The organism is Arthrobacter sp. TE12231 (assembly GCF_054062895.1).
In genome coordinates this window covers 1,092,216-1,113,529 of sequence record NZ_JBSSFS010000001.1, presented here as the reverse complement: position 1 = coordinate 1,113,529, position 21,314 = coordinate 1,092,216, and the positions used below count along the sequence as shown (strand labels likewise).

General features: G+C 67.2%; 14 protein-coding genes. 3 read left to right on the top strand and 11 right to left on the bottom strand.

Going from position 1 to position 21,314, the window contains the following annotated elements; genetic code table 11:
- Nucleotides 1–185: 185 nt before the first annotated feature.
- From ACVWYS_RS05055 to ACVWYS_RS05040, 4 genes are read right to left on the bottom strand one after another with little or no spacing between them, the layout of a single operon-like run.
- A complete protein-coding gene (locus ACVWYS_RS05055; RefSeq protein ID WP_456508573.1) occupies nt 186–1,655 on the bottom strand; it encodes a sensor histidine kinase in 1,470 nt (489 codons plus the stop codon).
- 36 nt (nt 1,656–1,691) lie between these two features.
- On the bottom strand, nt 1,692–6,566 hold the full coding sequence (locus tag ACVWYS_RS05050) for an NAD-glutamate dehydrogenase (RefSeq protein ID WP_456508572.1): 4,875 nt from the start codon (nt 6,564–6,566) through the stop codon (nt 1,692–1,694).
- A 57-nt stretch (nt 6,567–6,623) separates the two neighbouring features.
- Nucleotides 6,624–7,964 (bottom strand): AAA family ATPase, encoded by a 1,341-nt coding sequence (locus ACVWYS_RS05045; RefSeq protein WP_456508571.1) that lies wholly within the window; start codon nt 7,962–7,964, stop codon nt 6,624–6,626.
- Nucleotides 7,961–8,605, bottom strand: coding sequence for a hypothetical protein (locus tag ACVWYS_RS05040; protein WP_456508570.1), 645 nt, complete (start codon nt 8,603–8,605; stop codon nt 7,961–7,963). Before ACVWYS_RS05040 ends, ACVWYS_RS05045 begins: the two co-directional genes overlap by 4 nt.
- Nucleotides 8,606–8,766: 161 nt before the next feature.
- On the opposite strand from ACVWYS_RS05040, the gene ACVWYS_RS05035 reads away from it, so the two are divergent.
- Nucleotides 8,767–8,988 (top strand): helix-turn-helix domain-containing protein, encoded by a 222-nt coding sequence (locus tag ACVWYS_RS05035; protein ID WP_018775212.1) that lies wholly within the window; start codon nt 8,767–8,769, stop codon nt 8,986–8,988.
- Nucleotides 8,989–9,002: 14 nt separating this feature from the next.
- Here ACVWYS_RS05035 and ACVWYS_RS05030 read toward each other — a convergent pair whose 3' ends face one another.
- A complete protein-coding gene (locus ACVWYS_RS05030) occupies nt 9,003–9,572 on the bottom strand; it encodes a hypothetical protein (RefSeq protein WP_456508569.1) in 570 nt (189 codons plus the stop codon).
- A gap of 164 nt (nt 9,573–9,736) precedes the next feature.
- On the opposite strand from ACVWYS_RS05030, the gene ACVWYS_RS05025 reads away from it, so the two are divergent.
- Together ACVWYS_RS05025 and ACVWYS_RS05020 are read left to right on the top strand one after the other, a co-directional pair.
- Nucleotides 9,737–10,588 (top strand): LysM peptidoglycan-binding domain-containing protein, encoded by an 852-nt coding sequence (locus tag ACVWYS_RS05025; RefSeq protein ID WP_456508568.1) that lies wholly within the window; start codon nt 9,737–9,739, stop codon nt 10,586–10,588.
- Between the two features lie 98 nt (nt 10,589–10,686).
- Nucleotides 10,687–11,163 (top strand): Rv3235 family protein, encoded by a 477-nt coding sequence (locus tag ACVWYS_RS05020; protein WP_344367282.1) that lies wholly within the window; start codon nt 10,687–10,689, stop codon nt 11,161–11,163.
- Nucleotides 11,164–11,346: 183 nt separating this feature from the next.
- Here the strand turns inward: ACVWYS_RS05020 and secA are convergent, their stop codons facing one another.
- The 6 genes from secA to mtrB all read right to left on the bottom strand — a co-directional run bounded on the left by secA (nt 11,347) and on the right by mtrB (nt 21,257).
- Complete coding sequence (gene secA, locus ACVWYS_RS05015; RefSeq protein WP_116766820.1) at nt 11,347–14,085, bottom strand: preprotein translocase subunit SecA; 2,739 nt, start codon at nt 14,083–14,085, stop codon at nt 11,347–11,349.
- Between the two features lie 86 nt (nt 14,086–14,171).
- Nucleotides 14,172–15,407: a winged helix-turn-helix domain-containing protein gene (locus ACVWYS_RS05010; RefSeq protein ID WP_456508567.1), complete on the bottom strand. Its 1,236-nt coding sequence runs from the start codon at nt 15,405–15,407 to the stop codon at nt 14,172–14,174.
- Between the two features lie 32 nt (nt 15,408–15,439).
- Nucleotides 15,440–16,165: a ribosome hibernation-promoting factor, HPF/YfiA family gene (gene hpf, locus ACVWYS_RS05005; protein ID WP_344367279.1), complete on the bottom strand. Its 726-nt coding sequence runs from the start codon at nt 16,163–16,165 to the stop codon at nt 15,440–15,442.
- 171 nt (nt 16,166–16,336) lie between these two features.
- On the bottom strand, nt 16,337–17,191 hold the full coding sequence (locus tag ACVWYS_RS05000) for a ComF family protein (RefSeq protein ID WP_456508566.1): 855 nt from the start codon (nt 17,189–17,191) through the stop codon (nt 16,337–16,339).
- Nucleotides 17,192–17,448: 257 nt separating this feature from the next.
- Nucleotides 17,449–19,173: an LpqB family beta-propeller domain-containing protein gene (locus tag ACVWYS_RS04995; RefSeq protein WP_456508565.1), complete on the bottom strand. Its 1,725-nt coding sequence runs from the start codon at nt 19,171–19,173 to the stop codon at nt 17,449–17,451.
- Entirely contained in the window at nt 19,170–21,257 is a 2,088-nt protein-coding gene (gene mtrB, locus ACVWYS_RS04990) for an MtrAB system histidine kinase MtrB (RefSeq protein WP_456509408.1), read from the bottom strand. Before mtrB ends, ACVWYS_RS04995 begins: the two co-directional genes overlap by 4 nt.
- Nucleotides 21,258–21,314 lie beyond the last annotated feature (57 nt).

Sequence of the window (21,314 nt, the reverse complement as noted above, 5' to 3'; positions counted from 1 at the left end):
AGCTACCGCAAGATCCCTGCATCAATGGCCGCGGACCGAAAGGTCCGCGGCCATTGTCCGTTTAAGCCGTTCTCCGCAGTCCCGCGGACCAGGCTGGAGCATGAGCCCGTGAGGGGCGTCCGGTCAACGGGGCCGCGCCGCAGGGCAGCGGCGTCCACGAAAATCACCGTCCCGGTGTGGCAGGCTCAATGGGTCGTAAGGCTCAGGACAATCTGGACTGCGGTTCCGCCGCCGTCCCTGGCCTGCCAGTGGATGGTGCCGCCCAGTTCGCTCGTGACCAGTGTGCGGACGATCTGCAGGCCCAGGCCCTCGACATACGGCGTGTCCGGCAGCCCGACGCCGTCGTCCTCCACCCGTACGGTGAGAAGCTCGTCCCCTTCTTCGGTTTCCGAGCGGTCGGCGACCAGCCAGACCGTGCCGGTCCGTCCCTCCAGCCCGTGCTCGACGGCGTTCGTGACGAGTTCATTGATGACGAGGGCCAACGGGGTGGCGAAGTCGCTCGGCAAATCGCCGAAGAGTCCGGAACGCTGCGTCTTGACCTGTTGCGAGGGTGAAGCCACCTCTGCCGAGAGGCGGAACTGGCGGCCGATCAGCTCATCAAAATCGACGCTCTGGGTCAGACCCTGGGACAGCGTCTCGTGCACCAGGGCAATGGTCGCCACCCGCCGCATGGCCTGCTCGAGCCCCTGCTTGGCCTCATCGCTGACCATGCGCCGCGACTGCATCCGCAAAAGGGCCGCAACGGTTTGCAGGTTGTTCTTCACCCGGTGATGGATCTCGCGGATGGTGGCGTCCTTGGTCACCAGTTCCATCTCCCGGCGGCGCAGCTCCGAGACGTCGCGGCAGAGGACCAGGGCCCCGAACCGCTGCTGCTCGTCGCGCAGCGGGATGGCCCGCAGCGAAAGGCTCACGCCGCGTGACTCGATTTCACTGCGCCACGGCATGCGGCCCGTGACCACGAGAGGCAGTGTTTCATCGACCATGCGCCGGTCCTTCAGGAGCCCGGCGGTCACCTCGGCCAGGGACCGGCCCTCGAGGGACTCGCCGTCGCCGAGCCGGCGGAACGCGGAAACCCCGTTGGGACTGGCGTACTGCACGATCCCCTCGGCGTCGAGCCTGATCAGGCCGTCGCCCACACGCGGGGCACCGCGGCGCGAGCCTGTCGGCGAGGCGAAGTCCGGCCACAGGCCCAGGGTGCCCATGCGCAGCAGATCGTAGGCGCACTGCCGGTACGTGAGTTCGAGCCGGGAGGGCATCCGTGAACTGGACAGATCCATATGGGACGTGACGATCGCCAGGGTGCGGCCGTTGCGGACCATCGGGACCGCCTCGACTCGGAGGGCCATGTCGCTGCTCCAGTTGGTCTCGTTGGAGCGTTCGATCGCGCGGCTCTCCCACGCCTTGTCGACCAGCGGCTGCAGGTCCGACCTGATCCCCTCCCCCACGAAGTCGGCGTGGAACACCGTGTGCGTGGTGGAGGGGCGGACGTGGGCAAGCGCCACGTAGCCGAGCTCAGGATGCGGGAACCACAGGGCGAGGTCGGCGAACGCGAGGTCGGCGACCATCTGCCAGTCGCCGACCAGGAGGTGCAGCCACTCGGCATCCCCCGGGCCAAAATCAGCATGCTCCCTGATAGGGTCCGTAAAGATTGCCACAGCACCTCCATTTGCGACGCCGGGGACAGCAGCCCCCTAGCGTCGGACGATTGACCTCAAGAGCCTCAATGCTACCGACAGTGAGGCCATGTCATCGGCCTCAAGGGCATTGACCTCGTCGAACATGGACTTCGCCCGGCCCAGCTGCTCCACGTTCTGGCCCTCCCAGGCCGCCAGCCGTTCCTCGGCCGGAGTACCGGCCGGGGTGCTCTCCAGTACCGCCGTCGTCATGTCCGAGACGGTGGAGTAGAGGTCGTCGCGCAGGGCTGCACGGGCCAGTGCTTGCCAGCGGTCTTCCCTCGGCAGCTTGGTGATGCGCTCGAGGAGGGAATCGGCGTGGAAGCGGTTGAAGACCGTGTAGTACACGTGGGCAATATCGGCCACGGGCTCCGGGCTGACATGGACGATCTTGGCGATGTCCAGGAGCACGAAGCTTTCGAACAGTTCCGCCCAGCGGTGTGCAAGGTCTTCCGGAAGGTCCCAGCCGCGCGCCTTCTCCAGCCACTCGGCCACGCGGGCACGGTCGTCGCCCCGGAGGTAGTCCAGCAGGCGGGACCGCATGGGATCCATCAGCGGCTTGAATTCTGCCACAATCTCGGCGATGGGACGTGACGCCGAGCCCTGGCCGAGGAGCCAGCGGACGGCGCGGTCCAGGAGCCGCCGGATGTCCAGGTGAACGGTGCTCCAGTGTTCGGTCGGGAACGACGCCGGCAGTTCGTTGAGCTCCTTGACCATGACGTCCAGCTCGTAGACCTCGCGGAGTGCGACGAATGCCTTGGCAACGGCCGATTCCGTGGCCGACGTTTCCTCAATGGCGCGGAACGCGAACGTGATGCCGCCGAGGTTGATCATGTCGTTGGCCACGATGGTCGCGATGATTTCGCGGCGCAGCGGGTGGGTGTCCAGTTCGGCGTCGAACCTCTCCCGCAGCTGCTCCGGGAAGTAGGCCCGCAGCGTCGAGCGGAACCACGGGTCATCGGCGAGGTCGCTGTCGCGCAGTGCGGTAGCCAGTTCGATCTTGGCGTAGGCGGCCAGGACCGAGAGCTCCGGGGAGGTCAGTCCCTGGCCCTGTTCCAGCCGCTCGCGCAGCGTGGCCGTGGTGGGCAGCGCCTCGAGGTCCCGCTTGAGGTCCGCGGACTTTTCCAGCCAGTCCATGAGCCGTTCGTAGCTGGGGCTCCATTCGGAGACCCGCATACGGTCGTTGAGGAGCAGGATGTTCTGGTCGATGTTGTCCTCGAGCACCAGCCGGCCGACCTCGTCGGTCATCGAGGCCAGGAAGTCGGCGCGTTCGGTGCGGTCCAGCTTGCCGGCCGCGACCATCCGGTCCACGAAGATCTTGATGTTGACCTCGTGGTCGGAGCAGTCGACGCCGGCCGAGTTGTCGATCGCGTCGGTGTTCAGGATGACGCCCTGCAGCGCCGCCTCGATGCGTCCGCGCTGGGTCATCCCCAGGTTTCCGCCTTCTCCGACCACCTTGACCCGCAGGTCGCGGCCGTCGACGCGGATGGCATCGTTGGCCTTGTCGCCGACCTCGGCGTTCGTTTCCGTGCTGGCCTTGACGTAGGTGCCGATGCCGCCGTTGTAGAGCAGGTCGGCCGGTGCCAGGAGGATCGCGCGCAGGAGTTCCGGCGGGCTGAGCTCCGTAGTGCCGTCCGGGAGTCCGAGCGCCGCGCGGATCTGGGCGGACACGGGGATCGCCTTGGCCTGCCGGGCAAAGACGCCGCCGCCTTCACTGATGAGCGACTTGTTGTAGTCATCCCACGAGGACCGGGGCAGCTCGAAGAGCCGCTGGCGCTCGGCGTAGGACGCTGCCTCGTCCGGGGTGGGGTCGAGGAAGATGTGCCGGTGGTCGAAGGCGGCCAGCAAGCGGATGTGCTTGGAGAGCAGCATGCCGTTGCCGAACACGTCGCCGGACATGTCGCCGACGCCCACCACTGTGAAGGGTTCCGACTGGGTGTCGAGGTCCAGCTCGCTGAAGTGGCGCTTGACCGATTCCCAGGCGCCGCGGGCAGTGATGCCCATGGCCTTGTGGTCATAACCGACCGAGCCGCCGGAGGCGAAGGCGTCGCCGAGCCAGAAGCCGTACTCGGCGGACAGCCCGTTGGCGATGTCGGAGAAGGATGCCGTGCCCTTGTCGGCCGCGACCACCAAATAGGAGTCGTCGTCGTCATGGCGGACGACGTCGGCCGGCGGCCTGACCGTTTCGCCCTCGGGCGTGACCATGAGGTTGTCCGTGATGTCCAGGAGGCCACGGATGAACGTCTTGTAGCTCTCGATGCCCTCGGCCATCCAGGCGCTGCGGTCGCTCGCCGGGTCCGGGAGCTGCTTGGCGTAGAAGCCGCCCTTGGCGCCCGTGGGGACGATGACGGCGTTCTTGACGGTCTGGGCCTTCACGAGCCCCAAAATTTCGGTGCGGAAGTCTTCGCGCCGGTCAGACCAGCGCAGGCCGCCGCGGGCCACCTTGCCAAATCGCAGGTGGACGCCTTCAACCCGGGGCGAGTAGACCCAGATCTCGTACATCGGCCGCGGGAACGGCAGCCCGTCGATCCGGGACGGATCCAGTTTGAAGCTGAGGTGGGGCTTGTTCTGGTAGTAGTTCGTCCGAAGCGTGGCCTGGACCAGGTTCTTGAACGTGCGCAGCACCCGGTCGGCGTCAAGGGTCGCGACCCGCTCAATCGCTGCGTCCAGTCCGATGAGGACCTCGGCTTCCTTGAGCTGGCGTTCGGCGTCGCTGAGCGCCGGGTCGAAGCGTGCTGCAAAAAGGTTGCTGAGGCCCCGCGTGACGTCCGGGTTCGCCAGCAGGGTGTCCGCCAGGAATCCGAAGGAGTTGGTGTTGCCCATCTGCCGCATGTACTTGGCGTAGGCGCGCAGCACGACCACCTGGCGCCAGTGCATCCGTTCGCGCAGCACCAGCCGGTCAAAGCTGTCCGATTCCACGGCACCGGAAACGGCCGCTCCGAAGGAGTCCGCGAGCAGCTGTCCCGTGGTCAAAGGGTCCACCCCGGCCGGGTACTTCAGGCCGAGATCGTAGAGGAAGAAGTCCCGCTGGTCCGCGGTCTCGATCTCAAAGGGGCGCTCGTCCAGCACCTCGAGGCCGAGGTTGTGGAAATACGGCAGGATCTGGCTCAGGCTCTTCGGCTCCAGCATGTAGAGCTTGACCCTGGCGTCTTCCTCCAGCATGGCGCCGGCGCCTTCCGGAAGGTAGACGTGGACGCCGGGCTCTTCCTTGACACCCTCTCCGGCCCGTTCGGCGGCGGCGCCGTACTTCTCGAAGCGGTCGATGTCCTCCAGCGCGTCTTCGATCTCGTAGTCCACCCGGTAGGTGGCGGGGAATGCCTCGGCCCAGACTGCCGCCAGTTCCTTGGCACGGTCCTCCCTGATGCCGGCTTCCCCACCGTCGGCGCGGGCGCGCAGCACTTCGGAAATACCTTCGCCCCAGGAGCGGGCAGCCCGGACCAGCCGCTTCTCCAGTTCGTCGCTGTTGACGTTGCTGACATCGGCGTCCTTCGGAAGCCGGATCCGGAAGAAGAGGCGGGCGAGGGCCGACTCGGTCATCCGCGCCTCGTAGTCGATGGACGCGGCGTTGAAAGTCTCGCGCAGCTCCTGCTCAATGCGCAGGCGGACATTGGTGGTGTAACGGTCGCGCGGAAGGTAGACGACGGCGGACATGAACCGGCCGTAGATATCGGGCCGGAGGAAGAGCCGCGTCCGGCGGCGTTCCTGCAGCCGCTGGATGCCGGTGGCTATGGCGGCGAGGTCCGGGATTTCGATCTGGAAGAGCTCGTCCCGGGGGTAGGTTTCGAGGATGCCCAGCAGGTCCTTGCCCGAGTGCGAGTCCGGCGGGAAGCCGGCGTCGTCGAGGACCGCGGCCACCTTTTCCCGGACCACGGGGATGTCCCGGACGGATCCGGCGTAGGCGGTCGTGGCGAAGAGGCCGATGAAGCGGCGTTCGCCGTTGACGTTTCCGGCGGCGTCGAAGCTCTTGACGCCGATGTAGTCCAGGTAGGCCGAGCGGTGCACAGTGGAGCGTGAGTTCGCCTTCGTGATCACGAGGGCGCGCTTCTCGCGGGCCTTCTTCCTGCCGGCCTCGGTGAGGTGCTGGACCTGGCGGGCGTCGGCGCCGGCGCGGAGCAGGCCGAGGCCGCTTTCCTCGCGCAGTTCCAGCACGTCCTCGCCGGATTCGTTGACGAGGTCGTATTCGCGGTAGCCGAGGAAGGTGAAGTTTCCGTCATCGAGCCAGCGCAGCAGATCCTGCGCCTGCCGCAGCTCGGCAATCTGGGCCCGGTTGGCCACCCGGTCCAAGTCCGCGGAGATCTCCAGGGCTTTCGCGCGCATCTTCGGCCAGTCTTCGACGGCGGCGCGGACGTCGCCAAGCACCCGGGAGATGCCCTTCACGAGCTCCTCGCGTTTCTGTTCGCTGACGAGGTCGATTTCGACGGCAATCCAGGATTCCATGTGCGAGGCGTTGTCGCCCTGTGCGATCAGGTGCGAGATGTTCGGCATGGCCGCCGTGTCTCCGCTCGAGAAGCCCAGGTGGGACGGGACGCGCGCCACCTTGACCAGGTCGCCGGTCTCGCGGTTGCGGGTCACCACGAAGAGCGGGTGCAGGACGAGGTGGATGGGGGCGTTCTGACGGACCAGTTCGGCGTTAACGGAGTCCACGAGGAAGGGCATGTCATCCGTGACGATGTACAGGACGCTGCAATCGGCCTCGTCGCGGACGGCGATGTTCGCGATGCCCGGCAGCCGAGTCGCTGCGATCTGGCGGTGGGTATCGGCCCTTGCCGTCAGGACTTCCTGGGGATAGGCCCGGAAATCCTCCTCCGCGAGGTGCTCGTAGTAATCCCCGAGATAGCTCTCGCTACTACCGATCGAAACGGGTTGATCCTCCACGCTGGACCCAGACGACATCGAAACGCCTCCATAAAAGAAGTTCACAGCCGCCTCTTTGCGGCCCTTACGATGACCCTAGCTCTTTGCCCGGCGCTGTGCTGTGGAAGAAAAGCCAAAGGATTTCTTATTTCGCTGGGCAGGTGCACAAACCATTTTGGCGATTGCACGCCGGAGCTCAGATTCAGGGGCGGATTCGAGCAGGAGTGTTCCCGTCAGCAAGGCGGCGTCGCTCGCCGCAGGGTCTGAGGGCAGGAACGCCGACAACGGCACCGAAGGGCCGTATCGCGCCCACGCTTCTCTGAGCTGGCGTTCCGGCGAACGCCCGACGGCGGCGGCTCTGACTTTGTTCATGACAACCTGGGGCGATGCCTGCGGGACGGCCGCCTGAAGCTCGGCCAGGCCGCGGACCAGCCGTGGCACTCCGATGGAGTCGGCGGCCCCGACGGCAAAGACGGTATCGGCCATTTCCAGGCTCCTCAGGGTCGCCGCGTTCCGGCGCGGCGCGCCGGTGTCAAAGCCGAGTTCCTCATCGGCTTCAAGGCAGAAGCCGGTGTCCACCACGGTGACATCCGCGATCTCCCTTGCCCGTTCCAGCACCAGCGTGAGCGCCGCGGCGCGCAATTCCGTCCAACGGTCCGCCCTCGTGATCCCGGTGAGCACGCGAAACGTCCCGGCTTTGCTCGCCACCGTGGTGGCGACCCGGAGCAGGGCCTCGGCGTCGAGCAGGCCCTGGTCGGCCAGGCGGCAGGCCTGGGCCAGTCCGGCAGCCTCGTCGAGCAGTCCCAGCAGGGCGGCCATGCTGGCGCCGTAACTGTCGGCGTCGACCAGCAGCACGGATTGTCCTTCCGCGGCCAGCTCACCAGCGATGTTGGCAGCCACCAAGGTCCGGCCCGGCGCGCCGCCCGGGCCCCAGACCGCAATGATCCGGCCCGTCCCGGCAGTGCCCGGGGCGCCCGCCACGTGCTCTCCGGAGGGCCGCGCCACCTCGTCAGGGCCCGAGGACTGGCCCGCGGAAATGCCGGAGGCGTCGCCGTCCGGTGCGGCACTTCCCGGCCCGCCTCCCGTGCCGCTGAGCTGCGCCACGGCCTCTGCAATTCGTGCCGCAAGGGCCACGGCGTCAACCCCGCGGGCTTCTGCTGCCACGCCGATGGTCCGCAGGCGGGCCGTTTCCCCGGGATTGTCGGTCAGCGCAATGACCACGACGCCCACAGCGGACAGGCGGTCCACGAGAGAGGCCGTCAGTTCTTCGCTGCCCGCCGCGACGACAGCGGCTCGGGCAAGGCCGCTCTGGCAGGCGGCCAGCAGTTCGGCCAACTCGCTGCACCGCCGAACAACGGATACGGGACCGTGCAGGCGTTCCAGGCCTCCCACCAGATCATCGCGTGAGTCCCCCACAGTCACCACGGGTATGCTCATCGCCCGGTACCGCCCGGGTTCCACACCACAGCAATCTTGGCCTTGTTGGCCTGCGCCCCCAGAAGTTTCGGCATCTGGGCGTCCGGGACCAGCACCATGACCACAGTCGAGCGGGAAGACCCGAGAGCTGTACTCCCCTCGGTGATCTGGGAAATTTCGGCGCCCGAGAGGAGCAGGGCAGGTTCGCTGAAGCCGTTCCGGGCATCCGGCAGGGCAACCCACACGTCCACTCGGGAGCCCGCCGCGGCTTGGGCGGGAAGGCTTTCTTCGACAGTGACGGCGACGGGTTTGCGGTCCAGCCGGTCGAGCTGCCCGACGCTTTCGCGCGGCAGCAACTGGTCCTTGCCGATTCGTTGCACTGCCACGAGGCCGGTATCCAGGCCGGACTCCGGGGTCAGGTAGTGCTGCTCGACCTCGCCGAGCCGCACTTTGACCCGGTGCAGCTTGTCAGGGGTCAGCGTCTCGCCGACGGCGATCGACTCGCGCGCGGCATAGGCTTCAGTGGTCTGGTCCGCGGCACCGACCAGCGACACTACGCCCACCACGGATGCCAGGACCAGCAGGATACCGACGAGGAGCCGGGGATCTTTCCAGGACGGCTTCTTTAAACGGGCCCCTTCGGCTGCCGCGCTTCCACTCATGCGTCCGCTCCCCCTGTCGCCGCCGTCCATTCCCGGGATGCCGGGCACCCCTGGCACCCCTATTGTTACGCCCCGGCGGTCCGGGCGGAAGATGTAGGGACAAACAGGCGCAAACTGTGGATAACGGCACCAATTGACGCCAACGGTGGCAAAATGGACACATGCCCCGATTCCTGACCCTCGCGGACGTTGCCGAGCAACTCCAGATCAACTCCCCGGCTGCCTACGCACTCGTTCGCAGCGGCGAACTCAAGGCGATCCAGGTGGGCGGCCGCGGCCAGTGGCGTGTTGAGGAGAAGATGCTGGAGCAGTACATCCAGGAACGCTACGCCGAGGCCAGCCGCATGATCGAAGAGGCTAAGGCGAAGTCCGCCGGGAGCTGACCCCGCAGGGTTGGCTAGTCGACCGCGGCGCTGACGGACCTGATGCCCGCCAGGGCGCCAAAGGGGATGGTCACCGCCTGCCGGTCATTCGCCGGACGCCGGCCCCCGCCCTCCCGGGCCACGGCCAGATCCAGGAAATCCCGGCCAACAGTGTCAATAACGCCGTGGAACACCGTCTCCGACGGCCCCCGCGAGACAAGAATCGTCACGCGCGCCCGGCTCCTGGCGAGGCCCCGAAGGGCGCTGCCCAAACCTAACCGCCGGCGGACCCTTGACTGTTCGGGCACCGCCAGCCGCGAAAGACCAACATAGTGCACGGCGGCGGCATAGGGAACGAGTACCTGGTGGTGGGGCTCATCAAGGACCAGGGCTTCGCTGCCCGCGTGGCTCAGGACCCCCTCGAACGCGGATCCTGACGACAGGTGAACGCGGATGCCCAGTCCCAGGGACCCGCGCAGCCGGTCGGCGAGCTCCACCCCCGCCGCGTCCACCAGTGCGCGTTCTGCTACTTCCGCCTCTAAATCCAACTGCTGGCGCGCGGCCAGCTGTGCCTCCATGTCGTCAAACAGGGCGTCCCACCGCATTGCGCCAGCGTAGGCGCGCCTCCCGCACCGGTCAATCCACAGACTGCGGGCTGCCTCTAGACAAACGAGGCCATCGCGGATCAGACTTTACTCAATGACATCAAACAACATCAAACAACATCAAAATGTATCAAATGATGTTGAAGGTCGATGGAGGGTTAGCGATGGACCGGACAACAGGACAGAATCCCCACCCCCGGCCCCGGCAAACGGTCCGGGCCGACGCGGCCATGGCAGCCGTGATCCTGATGCTGGGCGTCTTCCTGGCTGCCACCGGAAGCTTCCTCGTCCAGCGCTGGCACTTAGCCGCCGAGCGCCACCAGTCACTGTCCTTCGAGGACCAACTGGGGATCGCGGCGAATACCGCGGGGCTGATCGTCATCACGTGGTGGGTCCTGTCCCTCGCCATCGCCGTCGCCGCGGCCCTGCTCGACCGTCTCGGCAGGACCCGCGCGGCGGCCGCCACGGGGCGCTTCAGCCCGGCATTCATGCGCCGGCTGGTTCTCGCCGCCGTTGGCCTGCAGCTCATGACCGCTCCGATGGCCAACGCCGCAATCGCGCACGACGTGCCGGATCCCGGCCGGCCAGTCCCGGCGGCAGTCTCGGTATCCTGGACACCCGCCCGCGCCGCGATGCCCGCTAGCGCCCCCGAACCTGCCCCGTCTTCGCCCCCTGCCCCGACGCCCGCCCCGGCGCCGCAGGTGCCGGCTACCGGCTCCGCGGTAAGTTCCGCGGTGGATCCCCGGTGGAAACCCCTCAGCCCGGTCGTGGATGCCGGCCCCCTGACGGCACGGCACGTGCGCACGCAGGACACCCCCGGCGCAGCCAGGGAGGTCACCGTCCGGTCCGGTGATTCGCTGTGGAGCATCGCCGCGGCCGCGCTGGGACCCCTCGCGTCCGACGCCGACATCGCCAGAGAGTGGCCACGGCTGTATGCGAACAACCGTGAAGCGATCGGAGCCAACCCCCACTTCCTGCGGCCGGGACAGGTCATTGTCCTCCCGCCGGGAATCTAGGGACACGCCGCATCACGCGTCACCCCAGCACGTCAGCACCACATGTCAGCACCAGCCGAGAGATCACCCCGCATCAGCAGCCCAGCAAAGGAACCGTCATGAATCCAGTCACCGGGATCCGCGCCGCCGCGGCGACCACGACCGCCTCCGCCCTCCGGGTTGTCTCCGGCACGGCAACACCAGCCATCCGCCCGGCTGCGGTCCCGGCGCCCCTGCGCGTGGTCGACGAAAACCATGAGATTTGTGCGATCTCCCGCAGCACGGTGCAGGCGGCCATCGAAGTCCTGGCCGGCACGCGGCCCGCGCAGCAGCTCTCCCGCCGGCTGGACCCCCGGTGCCTGGCGGCCCTGCAACACCGGGCCGCACTGACCCGTCGGGTCGCCTCCGGTAGCTCGCCAACGGCGGGCCGTCTGCACCGCAACCCGTCGGTCCGGTCCGTCCGGGCCTGCAGGGTGTCGGATGACGTCTATGAGGCGAGCGCAGTGGTGGTCGAGGAATCGCGGGTCCGCGCGGTCGCGTTGAGGCTCGAGCGCGGCACCGTGGCCTGGCGCGTCACAGTCCTGGAGATCGGCTGAGCGGCCCGGCCGGGGACCGGAAACGGAAACCCGTCGGCTGGGGGCGGGAACGATACGCAGGCCGGGTTCGAAGCGGAAACCCGGTTTGCAAGGAAAGGAGGCACAACGGCAGGAGGACCGGAACAATCGTTCCGGTCCTCCTGCGTTTGCCTCTGCGCCGGCAACCGCGACTGGCGCCGCCTGCTAGCGCCGCTTCTTCTTCGCGGTGCGGCGGCCGATGTCCTGCGCCGCAGCCTTGGCGGGGTTTCCTGAGCGTCCAGAAGCCTTCGCCTCGATCCGGGTCTGGGCGGCGCCGTCTTCACCGGGGGCGGTGTACTGCAGCTGCGCCGGCTTCTCCGGAGCCTCGAGTCCCGCGGCGTGGATCTGCGGCTCGTGGTGTTCCGTATGTTGGCCGGCGGCGTCCGCCACCACAACGTCCTCGGCCGGCGTCACTTCGACCTCGAGGTTGAACAGGAATCCGACGCTCTCCTCGCGGATGGCCTCCATCATGGCTTGGAACATGATGAAGCCCTCGCGCTGGTACTCCACCAGCGGGTCGCGCTGCGCCATGGCGCGCAGCCCGATTCCTTCCTTGAGGTAGTCCATCTCGTAGAGGTGTTCCTGCCACTTCCGACCGATCACGGACAGGACCACGCGGCGCTCGAGCTCGCGCATGCTTTCGGAGCCGATTGCCTGTTCCCGGGCCTGGTAGACCAGACGGGCGTCAGAGAGGATCTCTTCCCTCAGGAAGTCAACCGTGATGCGGGATTTGCCGCCGGCCTCGTCGATAACGTCGCGCGGCGTGAAGCTCACCGGGTACAGGGTCTTGAGGTTCGACCACAGGAGGTTGAAGTCCCAGTCGTCGCCCGTGCCCTCGGCCGTGGCCGCGTCAATGAACGCGTTGATGGTGTCTTCCAGGAAGTACTGGACCTTCTCGTGGAGGTCATCGCCCTCGAGGATGCGGCGCCGGTCACCGTAGATGGCCTCGCGCTGGCGGTTCAGGACGTCGTCGTACTTCAGCACGTTCTTGCGCTGCTCGGCGTTGCGGCCTTCCACCTGGCCCTGGGCCGAGGCGATGGCGCGGGAGACGAGCTTGGATTCGAGTGCGACGTCGTCCGGCACCGAACTGTTCATCAGGCGTTCGGCTGCACCGGAGTTGAACAGGCGCATCAGGTCATCGGTCAGCGAGAGGTAGAAGCGGGACTCGCCGGGGTCGCCCTGGCGTCCGGAACGGCCGCGGAGCTGGTTGTCGATGCGGCGGGACTCGTGCCGTTCTGTGCCGAGCACGTAAAGTCCGCCCAGGTTGAGGACTTCCTCGTGCTCGTCCTTGACGGCCTGTTTGGCGGACTCGAAAGCCTCGGGCCAGGCGGCCTCGTATTCCTCGGAGTTTTCCTCGGGGTCCAGGCCACGCTTGGCCAGTTCGGCGACGGCGGTGAACTCGGCGTTGCCGCCGAGCATGATGTCGGTACCGCGGCCGGCCATGTTGGTTGCCACGGTGACGGCGCCCTTGCGGCCTGCCTGGGCCACGATCGAGGCTTCCCGGGCATGGTTCTTGGCGTTGAGGACCTCGTGCCGGACACCTTCCTTGGCCAGCAGGCGGGAGAGGTATTCGCTCTTCTCGACGCTGGTGGTGCCGACCAGGACCGGCTGGCCCTTTTCGTGGCGTTCGGCGATGTCCTTGACCACGGCGTCGAACTTGACGGTCTCGTTCTTGTAGACGAGGTCGGCCTGGTCGATCCGCTGCATGTCGCGGTTGGTCGGGATCGCCACGACGCCGAGCTTGTAGGTGCTCATGAACTCGGCGGCCTCGGTCTCGGCCGTGCCGGTCATGCCGGCGAGCTTGTCATACATGCGGAAGTAGTTCTGCAAGGTGACCGTGGCAAGCGTCTGGTTCTCGGCCTTGATCTCGACGCCTTCCTTGGCTTCGATGGCCTGATGCATGCCCTCGTTGTAGCGGCGGCCGGCGAGGATGCGGCCGGTGTGCTCATCGACGATCAGCACCTCGCCGTCGAGGATGACGTAGTCCTTGTCGCGTTTGAAGAGTTCCTTGGCCTTGATGGCGTTGTTCAGGAAGCCGATCAGCGGGGTGTTGGCGGACTCGTAGAGGTTGTGGATGCCGAGGTAGTCCTCGACCTTCTCAATGCCGGCCTCGAGGACGCCGACCGTGCGCTTCTTCTCGTCGACCTCGTAGTCGGTCTCGGGCTGCAGGCGCGTGACGACCTTGGCGAATTCGCTGTACCAGCGGTTGGTGTCGCCCTGGGCCGGGCCGGAGATGATGAGCGGGGTGCGGGCCTCGTCGATCAGGATCGAGTCCACTTCATCGACGATGGCGAAGTGGTGGCCGCGCTGGACGAGTTCGGAGCTGTCCCACGCCATGTTGTCGCGCAGGTAGTCGAAGCCGAATTCGTTGTTGGTGCCGTAGGTGATGTCCGCGGCATACTGTTCGCGGCGCAGTGCCGGGTCCTGGTTGGACAGGATGCAACCGCTGGTCAGGCCGAGGAAGCGGTAGACGCGGCCCATGAGGTCAGACTGGTATTCGGCGAGGTAGTCGTTCACGGTGACCACATGGACGCCCTTGCCGGTGAGGGCATTGAGGTAGGCCGGAGCAGTGGCCACCAGGGTCTTGCCTTCACCGGTCTTCATTTCGGCGATGTTGCCCAGGTGCAGGGCGGCACCGCCCATGAGCTGGACGTCGAAGTGGCGCATGCCGAGGGTACGGGAGGAAGCTTCGCGGACGGCCGCGAAGGCCTCCGGCAACAGATCGTCCAGCTTCTCGCCGTCCTGGTGGCGTTCGCGCAGACGGTCAGTTTCCTCACGGAGCTCAGCGTCCGTGAAGGTTTGGAAGGAGCTTTCCAGGGCATTAATGGAATCGGCATAGTTCCGCAGTTGCCGCAGGGTTTTTTTGTCCCCCGTGCGGAGAAGTTTTTCGATAAGTGATGCCACGTGAAGTTGCTCCCAGTCTCAAGCTGCCGAATTCTGGCGTGTTTAGTCTACGGGAGAGACGCAGCGCCGGTGGCGCCTGTTCCCTCTCAGCGGATACTGCTGTTTGCCGGTTCAGCCACGGCTTCGGCGAGCGCCGGCGCAAGGTCCCCGGTTGGCGAGACAACCACCCCGCCGAGTCCCAGCCACTCTGCCATGAGCTTCAGTTCCGCGGCCAGTTCGACGGCGGTGTCCTCCGGAGCGCCTGGTTCGGCGTGGGCGGTCCGCACCAGAAGCAGGCCCCCGGCCCGGTCGGCTTTCAGGTCCACCCGCGCGACGATCGCGTCGCGCAGCAGGAAGGGCAGGACGTAGTAGCCGTACCGCCTCTTCGGTTCCGGGGTGTATATCTCGATCCTGTAGTGGAAGCCGAAGAGCTCCTGAAGCCGCCGGCGTTCGAAGACGAGGGAGTCGAACGGGCTCAGCAGCGCGCGGCCGGTGGCTGACCGCGGCAGTTTCGCCTCCACATGGCGGTACAAGGGTCGGTCCCAGCCGGCCACGGTGACCGGCTGCAGCCGGCCCGTGTCCACGAGGTTCCGGACGGCCATGGCGGCTGCTTTCTGGGGCGTCCGGAAATAGTCCGCGAAGCACCGCACGGTCCCGATGCCGTGGGCCCGGGCCGCTGCGTCGATCAGCCGGTCCATCGCGGCGGCAGCATCCGGTGCTTGCGCCGCGGCCTCACCGCCCGGTCCGGGCAGCACCCTGGCGGTGAGGGTGTAGCGCCGTTCGAACGATTCGGTCCGCGAGGCCGCGGAGACCAGACCTTCCTCAAACAGATGTTCCAGGACCCTTTTGACGGCATTCCAGTTCCAGCCCCATTGGTCCCGCTGCCGGTCCTCCACGTGGCCCAGCCGGGCGGTCAGTTCGGCTGCGGTCAGGGGTTGCCCGGCCGCCAGGGTTTCCAGCACCCGCGCCGCCACGCCGTTGCGCAATTCGGGGTCCATGGCGTGGGCGCCCACCCATGTGCGGTTCTGCCACTGCACGAGATCGTGGAAGTGGTCCGGCCGGATGAAGCAGGCTTCGTGCGCCCAGTACTCCATCATCCGGCGCGGGTGGGTCCCCGCCATGCGCTGCAGGATGGCGCGGTCGTAGTTGCCCAGCCGGGAGAAGAACGGCAGGAAGTGGCTGCGGGACACTACGTTGACGGAATCGATCTGGACCAGGTGCAGCCGGGCAAAGGTACGGCCCACCGCCCGTGCTGTCACGGGTCCGGCGGGCCGTTCCTTGTCCAATCCCTGGGCTGCCAATGCGATCCGCCGTGCCTGTGCCAGGCTCAGCGATGCTTGCACGTCAATCCCTTCGTTGGATGGTCTGCACCAGCTTATGCGGTGGCGGGCTCATCCTCTGAACGGTAGGCGAGGATCTTTTCTTCCAGACTTGAGTGTCCGGGCTCGCAGGTCTGGTCCAGGGAGATGACCCCGTAGGTCCAGCCGTCACGCCGGTATACGACCGACGGCGCCTTGGTCTCCTTGTCCACGAAAAGGTAGAAGTCGTGCCCCACAAGTTCCATGTTGTCCACGGCGTCATCGAGCGTGAGCTGGGCTGCGGGGAACACCTTCCGGCGGATCAGGACGGGCGAATCGCCGGCCGGAATGTCGTTCTCGACCTCATAGGGCGACTTCTCTGCAGCCGGGACAGGCGCCGCCTGCTGATTTGCCGCCTCAACGTAGAGGGGCTCGTTGGGGCTTGCGGGCTCCAGCGTTGCCGTGGCCTCAGTAACGGACTTTGGGGTGTGCCGGCCGTGATGGACCTTTCTACGGTCCCTGGCCCTGCGCAGGCGTTCAAGAAGCTTGTTGTAAGCGAGATCGAAGGCAGCGAACTTGTCGGCGGCACTCGCTTCAGCGCGGATTACGGGGCCGCGTCCCAAGACTGTCAACTCAACCGTGAGCGATTCTGCGGTCTGGCGGGCCTTGGTCTCCTTGGTGACCTTCGCGTCAACCCTCTGGACCTTGTCTCCCAACGAGGCGATCTTTGAGATCTTCTCGTCGGCATATTCGCGGAACCGGTCTGAGACCGTCAAGTTGCGTCCGCTGATCATGAACTCCATGGTGCCCTCCAAATGACTTCGGTGACACGACGGCGGTACTTCCCGGGGGCCGATCTGACTGACAGTCGAGCCCCTTTCCGAGCCGCTATCGACAGGTACATCTGTTCTTGGTACCCATCTTCGACGTTAGTTCATAGCAACCTGTTATTCATCCTTTTCCGGTTTATTTTTTTACTTCACGCCGGTCGCGCCCGCCACGGCGGGGCCGGAGGCATCACCGTCGGCGGTGGCCGGCGGGCGTGTCGCAGCCAGCACAACGGCGCCGCCTACAAGGGCCCCTGCTGCCCGCAGCGCACGGGCTGCCTCGGCCACAGTGGCGCCGGTGGTCAGCACGTCATCAACGATGATGCACGTCCGTCCCAGGACTGCCGGAGACCACAGGCCTGCCCTGGCCCGCATGGTTCCCCGCACGCGCCGGGAGCGGGCCCCCCGGCCCAGTCCCTTCTGTCCGCCGGCCCGCCTCAACCCGTTCATTACGACCCGCGGTGAAAGCTCCGGGGTTCCCTGGCCCGGCGCGGGCCGCGCGGTTTTCCGCAGTGCGTCCGCGACGGTGAACCCGGGGATTTCATCGCCGCGAACGAGCCGGCGGAGCAGGAGGTGGACGGGACTGAACCCCCTCTTGCGGAAGGCGGCGCCGCTAGTCGGTACGGGGACCAGGACGAGTCCCTCCGCCGGCCCTGCCGCTGCGTGCAGGGCCCGTGCGAGGCCCCGCGCCAGCTCGCCTGCCAGCCGCGCCTGGCCGTGGCTCTTGAAGGACAGGAGGCATTGCGCGAGCTCGGCCCGGTACGCCCCGGCCGCCACCACGGGCAGCAGCACGGAGCCGTCCGTGTCCATCAGGGCCGGCGCCTGGGCCTCGGCCCGGAACGGCCTGAGTGTCAGCAGGCGCACCTGCCGGGCGCAGGCGCCGCAAAGTGCAGAGTCTTCCGCGCCGCAGCAGACGCACTCCACCGGGATGGCGAGGGCGAGCACCTCGGCCGCAGCCGCCGCGGTCCGGTCGGACAGCCGCGCCAGCGGCCGCGCGTACACGCCGCGGTGCCTTGCCGGTGTCGGTGCAGCCGGGGCCAGGTCCGGATCCGCGACCGGTCGCCGCCCAGGATCGGGCCCCGCGCGTGGGGGACTGCGGCGGGCCGGCACTTCACGGTGTTCCCCGCCATTTCCGCCCCCGACATTTCCGCCACCATGGGGCATGTGAGTGATCATCCTCCGATCGTGGACCGGAGACTCGCACGCCGGTAGCACCGCGGGAGGCTATGTGGACAACCCCGGCGGTCTCACACCCGTGGTCAGCCCGGGAAAGACGGGTCGATGGGGCCCTTGAGCTGCGGCGACCAGCCGTTGCCCAGCCTCTGGAAGATCCCTTCCGCGGACTGGCCGTAGATCTCAGATGGCCCGTTTCCTGCGCTGAGGGCAGTCAGCCCGGGCCACGACGCCAGCTGCTGCGGCTGGGTGGAGGTCAGGGACAACAACTCGGGAGTGACGGCGTCGCTGGCGGAGGCCTTCATGACCGCGATTGTGGTGTCATCCACCCACACGCCCTGGTCCGGATCCCGGGGCGTCAGAAGCGTCAGGGGTACGGTCAGATCCCTTGGGGTGCCGTCCGTGTTCCGGATGATCCCGGTGATCTGGACCAGGCTTTTGCCGTTCTGCTGGGAAATGACCAGTGCACGCGTGCCGTCCCGGGATATCCGAAACTCCTTGACGGTCCGGCCGGCAAGCCATCCCGGGGTCAGGGTCACGGTGGGTACGTTTCCGCTCTCCGCCACACCGACCGGCCGGAAGGCAACCACTTCGGTGGCGCCGGCAGCGCCCGGCCCGGCGGTCCAGACCCAGTCGTACCGGCCGAACGAAGGCCGGGAGAGGGCGGCCCGCGTGGTCAGGGCCCTGGCCGGCTGGCCCGGAACGATCGAGTACAGCGTGGTGCGGTCGGCGTTGAGGAACGCAGCAGCCTGTGACTCGGCGGATTCCGCCGGCGCCCGCGGCGACAGGGCCGCGACGGACCGGATATCCGGCAGGGGTGAAAGCCGGTTGTTCTCGTACCGGACCAGGTCGTTGTTGCTGACGGCGATCTGATAGCCGGGGACGCTTTCGTCGCGGACCGGAGGCAGGACCGTTCCGTTGTCTTCGACGCGCACCAGATCCTGGTTAGCCCGGAGCTCGACGTTGATGACATCCGGCTGGCTGCGGAACGTCAGGGCCAGCTGCGTTTGCATCCGCAGCCGGTCCTCGTTGGAGGCGTCGACGAGGTCCTTGGCCGTGAGATCCACCTGGGCGGCGCCGGAGACCACGGGCACAGACTCCCGCGCCAGCTTGATGCCCGACGGGAATGCGCTGACGACGGCGCCCTTGAGGTAGGGGGCCGGGCCGCCGAGCAGTGCGCTCGTCATGGCCTTGACGGTTTTCTTGCGGATGAACCACCGGACATCGGGCACGGCGTAGGTGAAGGTGGGGTCGTAGAAATAGATCGGGTAGGCGCCGTAGATGACCTTGAAGGTTTCCTCCGGAATCGCCGTGCCGTCCGGGAGATCCGAGATCCGCCACTCGCCGTCCACCTGGGTCAGCGTGACGGGTATGTTCTCGGTGGTGCCCTCGGGCAGTTGCGTCGCCACGCCGTCGGCGTCCACCGAATAGGCGAGGTCGAGCTGGTAGTTGAAGACGTTTTCGACGCCGGTGGCCACCACCGAGGCCTTCCGGAAAACAAGAGCCCGCTGGTCCGGCTTCCATGTCACCGATGACGCCTGGGTGAGGTACTGCCGGGCGACGGCGTAATCGTCTTCGTAGCCGCTTCCGGCCAGGTAGAAGTCCTCAATGACCGCCTCGGGCCCGGCGCCCGGACGCGGCGCGGCCGGGAAGAACACGGGGGCATTGGGGTTTCCGGCGCTCTCATCCTTGCTCTTGCCCACCGGGCCGGAGCGCGGAATCTGGGCGCACGAGGTCAACAGCAGCAGGACGACGGCCAGCAGCGCCGCCCCTACCCTGGTGAGTTTGCCGGAAATGGAAACACTGCTCATGCCCTGCCTTCCGTTCCATGGCCCCGGAGGCCGGCCGCGCCGCCGCCCGGGCTCGCCCCGCCGACGCCGGTAGCGCCGTCGCCAGCCAAACCGTCCGCCATGAGGTCGTCGGCGCCGGTCCCGCCGTCAGGTTTGCCCTGCGTTCCTTCCGGTGTATCTGCTGCCGGTACCGCGGCGGCCGGCGGCCGGTCCAGGAGCAGCACTGTTCGCTGGCTGCCGGGCCCCGGGAGCCCGACGTTGACCGGTTCCAGCTGGAGCGGAGACCGGGTGATCGGCTCGTCGCGGCGCAGGGGAAGGGTCAGCCGGAAGTTTGACCCGTTGCCCTTGCTCCCCCACGCCTGCAGCCAGCCGTCGTGGAGCTTGGTGTCTTCGGCGGCGATCGACAGTCCCAGCCCGCTGCCTCCCGTAGTGCGGGCGCGGGCAGGGTCGGCGCGCCAGAAGCGGTCGAAGACGCGGGCGGCCTCGGCCGGTGTCATGCCGATTCCGTGGTCCCGCACGGCCACGGCCACCGCGGTGTCGTTGGCGGCCACGGAGATGTTCACCGGGCGGCCCTCGCCGTGTTCAAGGGCGTTCAGGACAAGGTTGCGCAGGATGCGGTCGATCCTGCGGTCGTCCATGTCGACGATGATGCTGCCGGCCGGTGCGTTGAAGGTGACGGCGGACCCGTATTCGGCGGCGACGGGCGCCACTCCCTCGATGACGTGGGCGACGAGCTGGACGATGTCCGTGGGTTCGGCGTCGAGAGTGGCGGCGCCCGCATCAAAGCGGGAGATTTCCAGCAGGTCCGCCAGGAGCGACTGGAACCGTTCCACCTGGTTGTACAGCAGTTCAGCAGAGCGTTTGTTGATGGGGTCGAAGTCCTCGCGGGCGTCGTAGAGCACCTCCGCGGCCATGCGGACCGTGGTGAGCGGGGTGCGGAGCTCGTGCGACACATCGGAGACGAACCGCTGCTGCATTTGCGAGAGCGTGGCCAGCTGGGTGATCTGCTCCTGGAGGCTTGCCGCCATGTGGTTGAACGAGGCCCCGAGCCGGGCGACCTCGTCCTCGCCCTTGACCACCATGCGCTCCTGCAGCTGCCCGGCGGCGAGCTTTTCGGAGACGACGGCGGCATGGCTGACCGGGCTGACCACGTTGCGGGTGACGTACCAGGCGACGCCGCCGATCATGAGGACCAAAAGGGCACCGCCGGCCAGCAGCACGTTCTGGATCTCGTCCAGCGTCTTCTGCGCCGTGTTGAGGTCATAGATGAGGTAGAGCTCGTAGACGGTGCCGTTGAAGGTCACCTTGTTGCCGACCGCGATGCCGGGCCGGTCCTCGGTCCCCACGGGGAACTGGGTTGACGCCCAGTACTGGTCCTTGCCCGAGTCCTGCACGGCCTTGCGCAGCTCCGGGGGGATGACGGCGATGGTGAGCTGGTCCGAGGCCCGGGATTCGACCCAGCGGTTGCGCGGCTTGGTCTGCTCCGGCATCGCTTCGAAGACATAGCGCCGCTGAATCACGGACCCGCGTCCTTCGACGGCGTTCAGGGTGTCATAGACCAGGGTGATGACGCTGGACTGGTCGGTGACCTGGGCGCCGTCGAACGTGTCCTGGACCTGCTTGACGTTGTAGCGGGTCTCCGACTCGGCCTGCGCAAGCCGTTCCTGGAAAAGGTTATTGGCGATCTGGTTGGACAGGTAGGCGCCCACGACGGCGAACGAGCCGATGGCCAGCAGGAGCGTGGTCAGGACGGTCCGGAACTGCAGCGAACGCCGCCATTTCCGCTGTACCGCGCGGAGCAGGTAACGGATGCCGGGCAGGAGGCTGCCGGCCCCGGTGCGGACCAGGCGCGCGACCCGGACCCCAACGATCCTCGCGCGTTTGGCCCATAGCCGGGTCCGGAAGGCGAGCCCGCGCCACGGTCCCCGACTGCCCGGGCCGGCAGACGGCGATTCCGGCTCCTGGGATTCCGGCTCACCGGATTCAGCCACACCGGATTCCGGCACGGCAGATTCCGCCACAGCGGATTCCGGCACGCCCGGTACGGGCTCATGGGATGCGGACGATTCAGCGGGCGCTTCGCCGCGCGTCATGTCCGGAGTCATGTCCGGAGTCGTGTCGTGCCCGGATTCCGGCCCGGCGGCCTGTGCGACGCTGCGGTC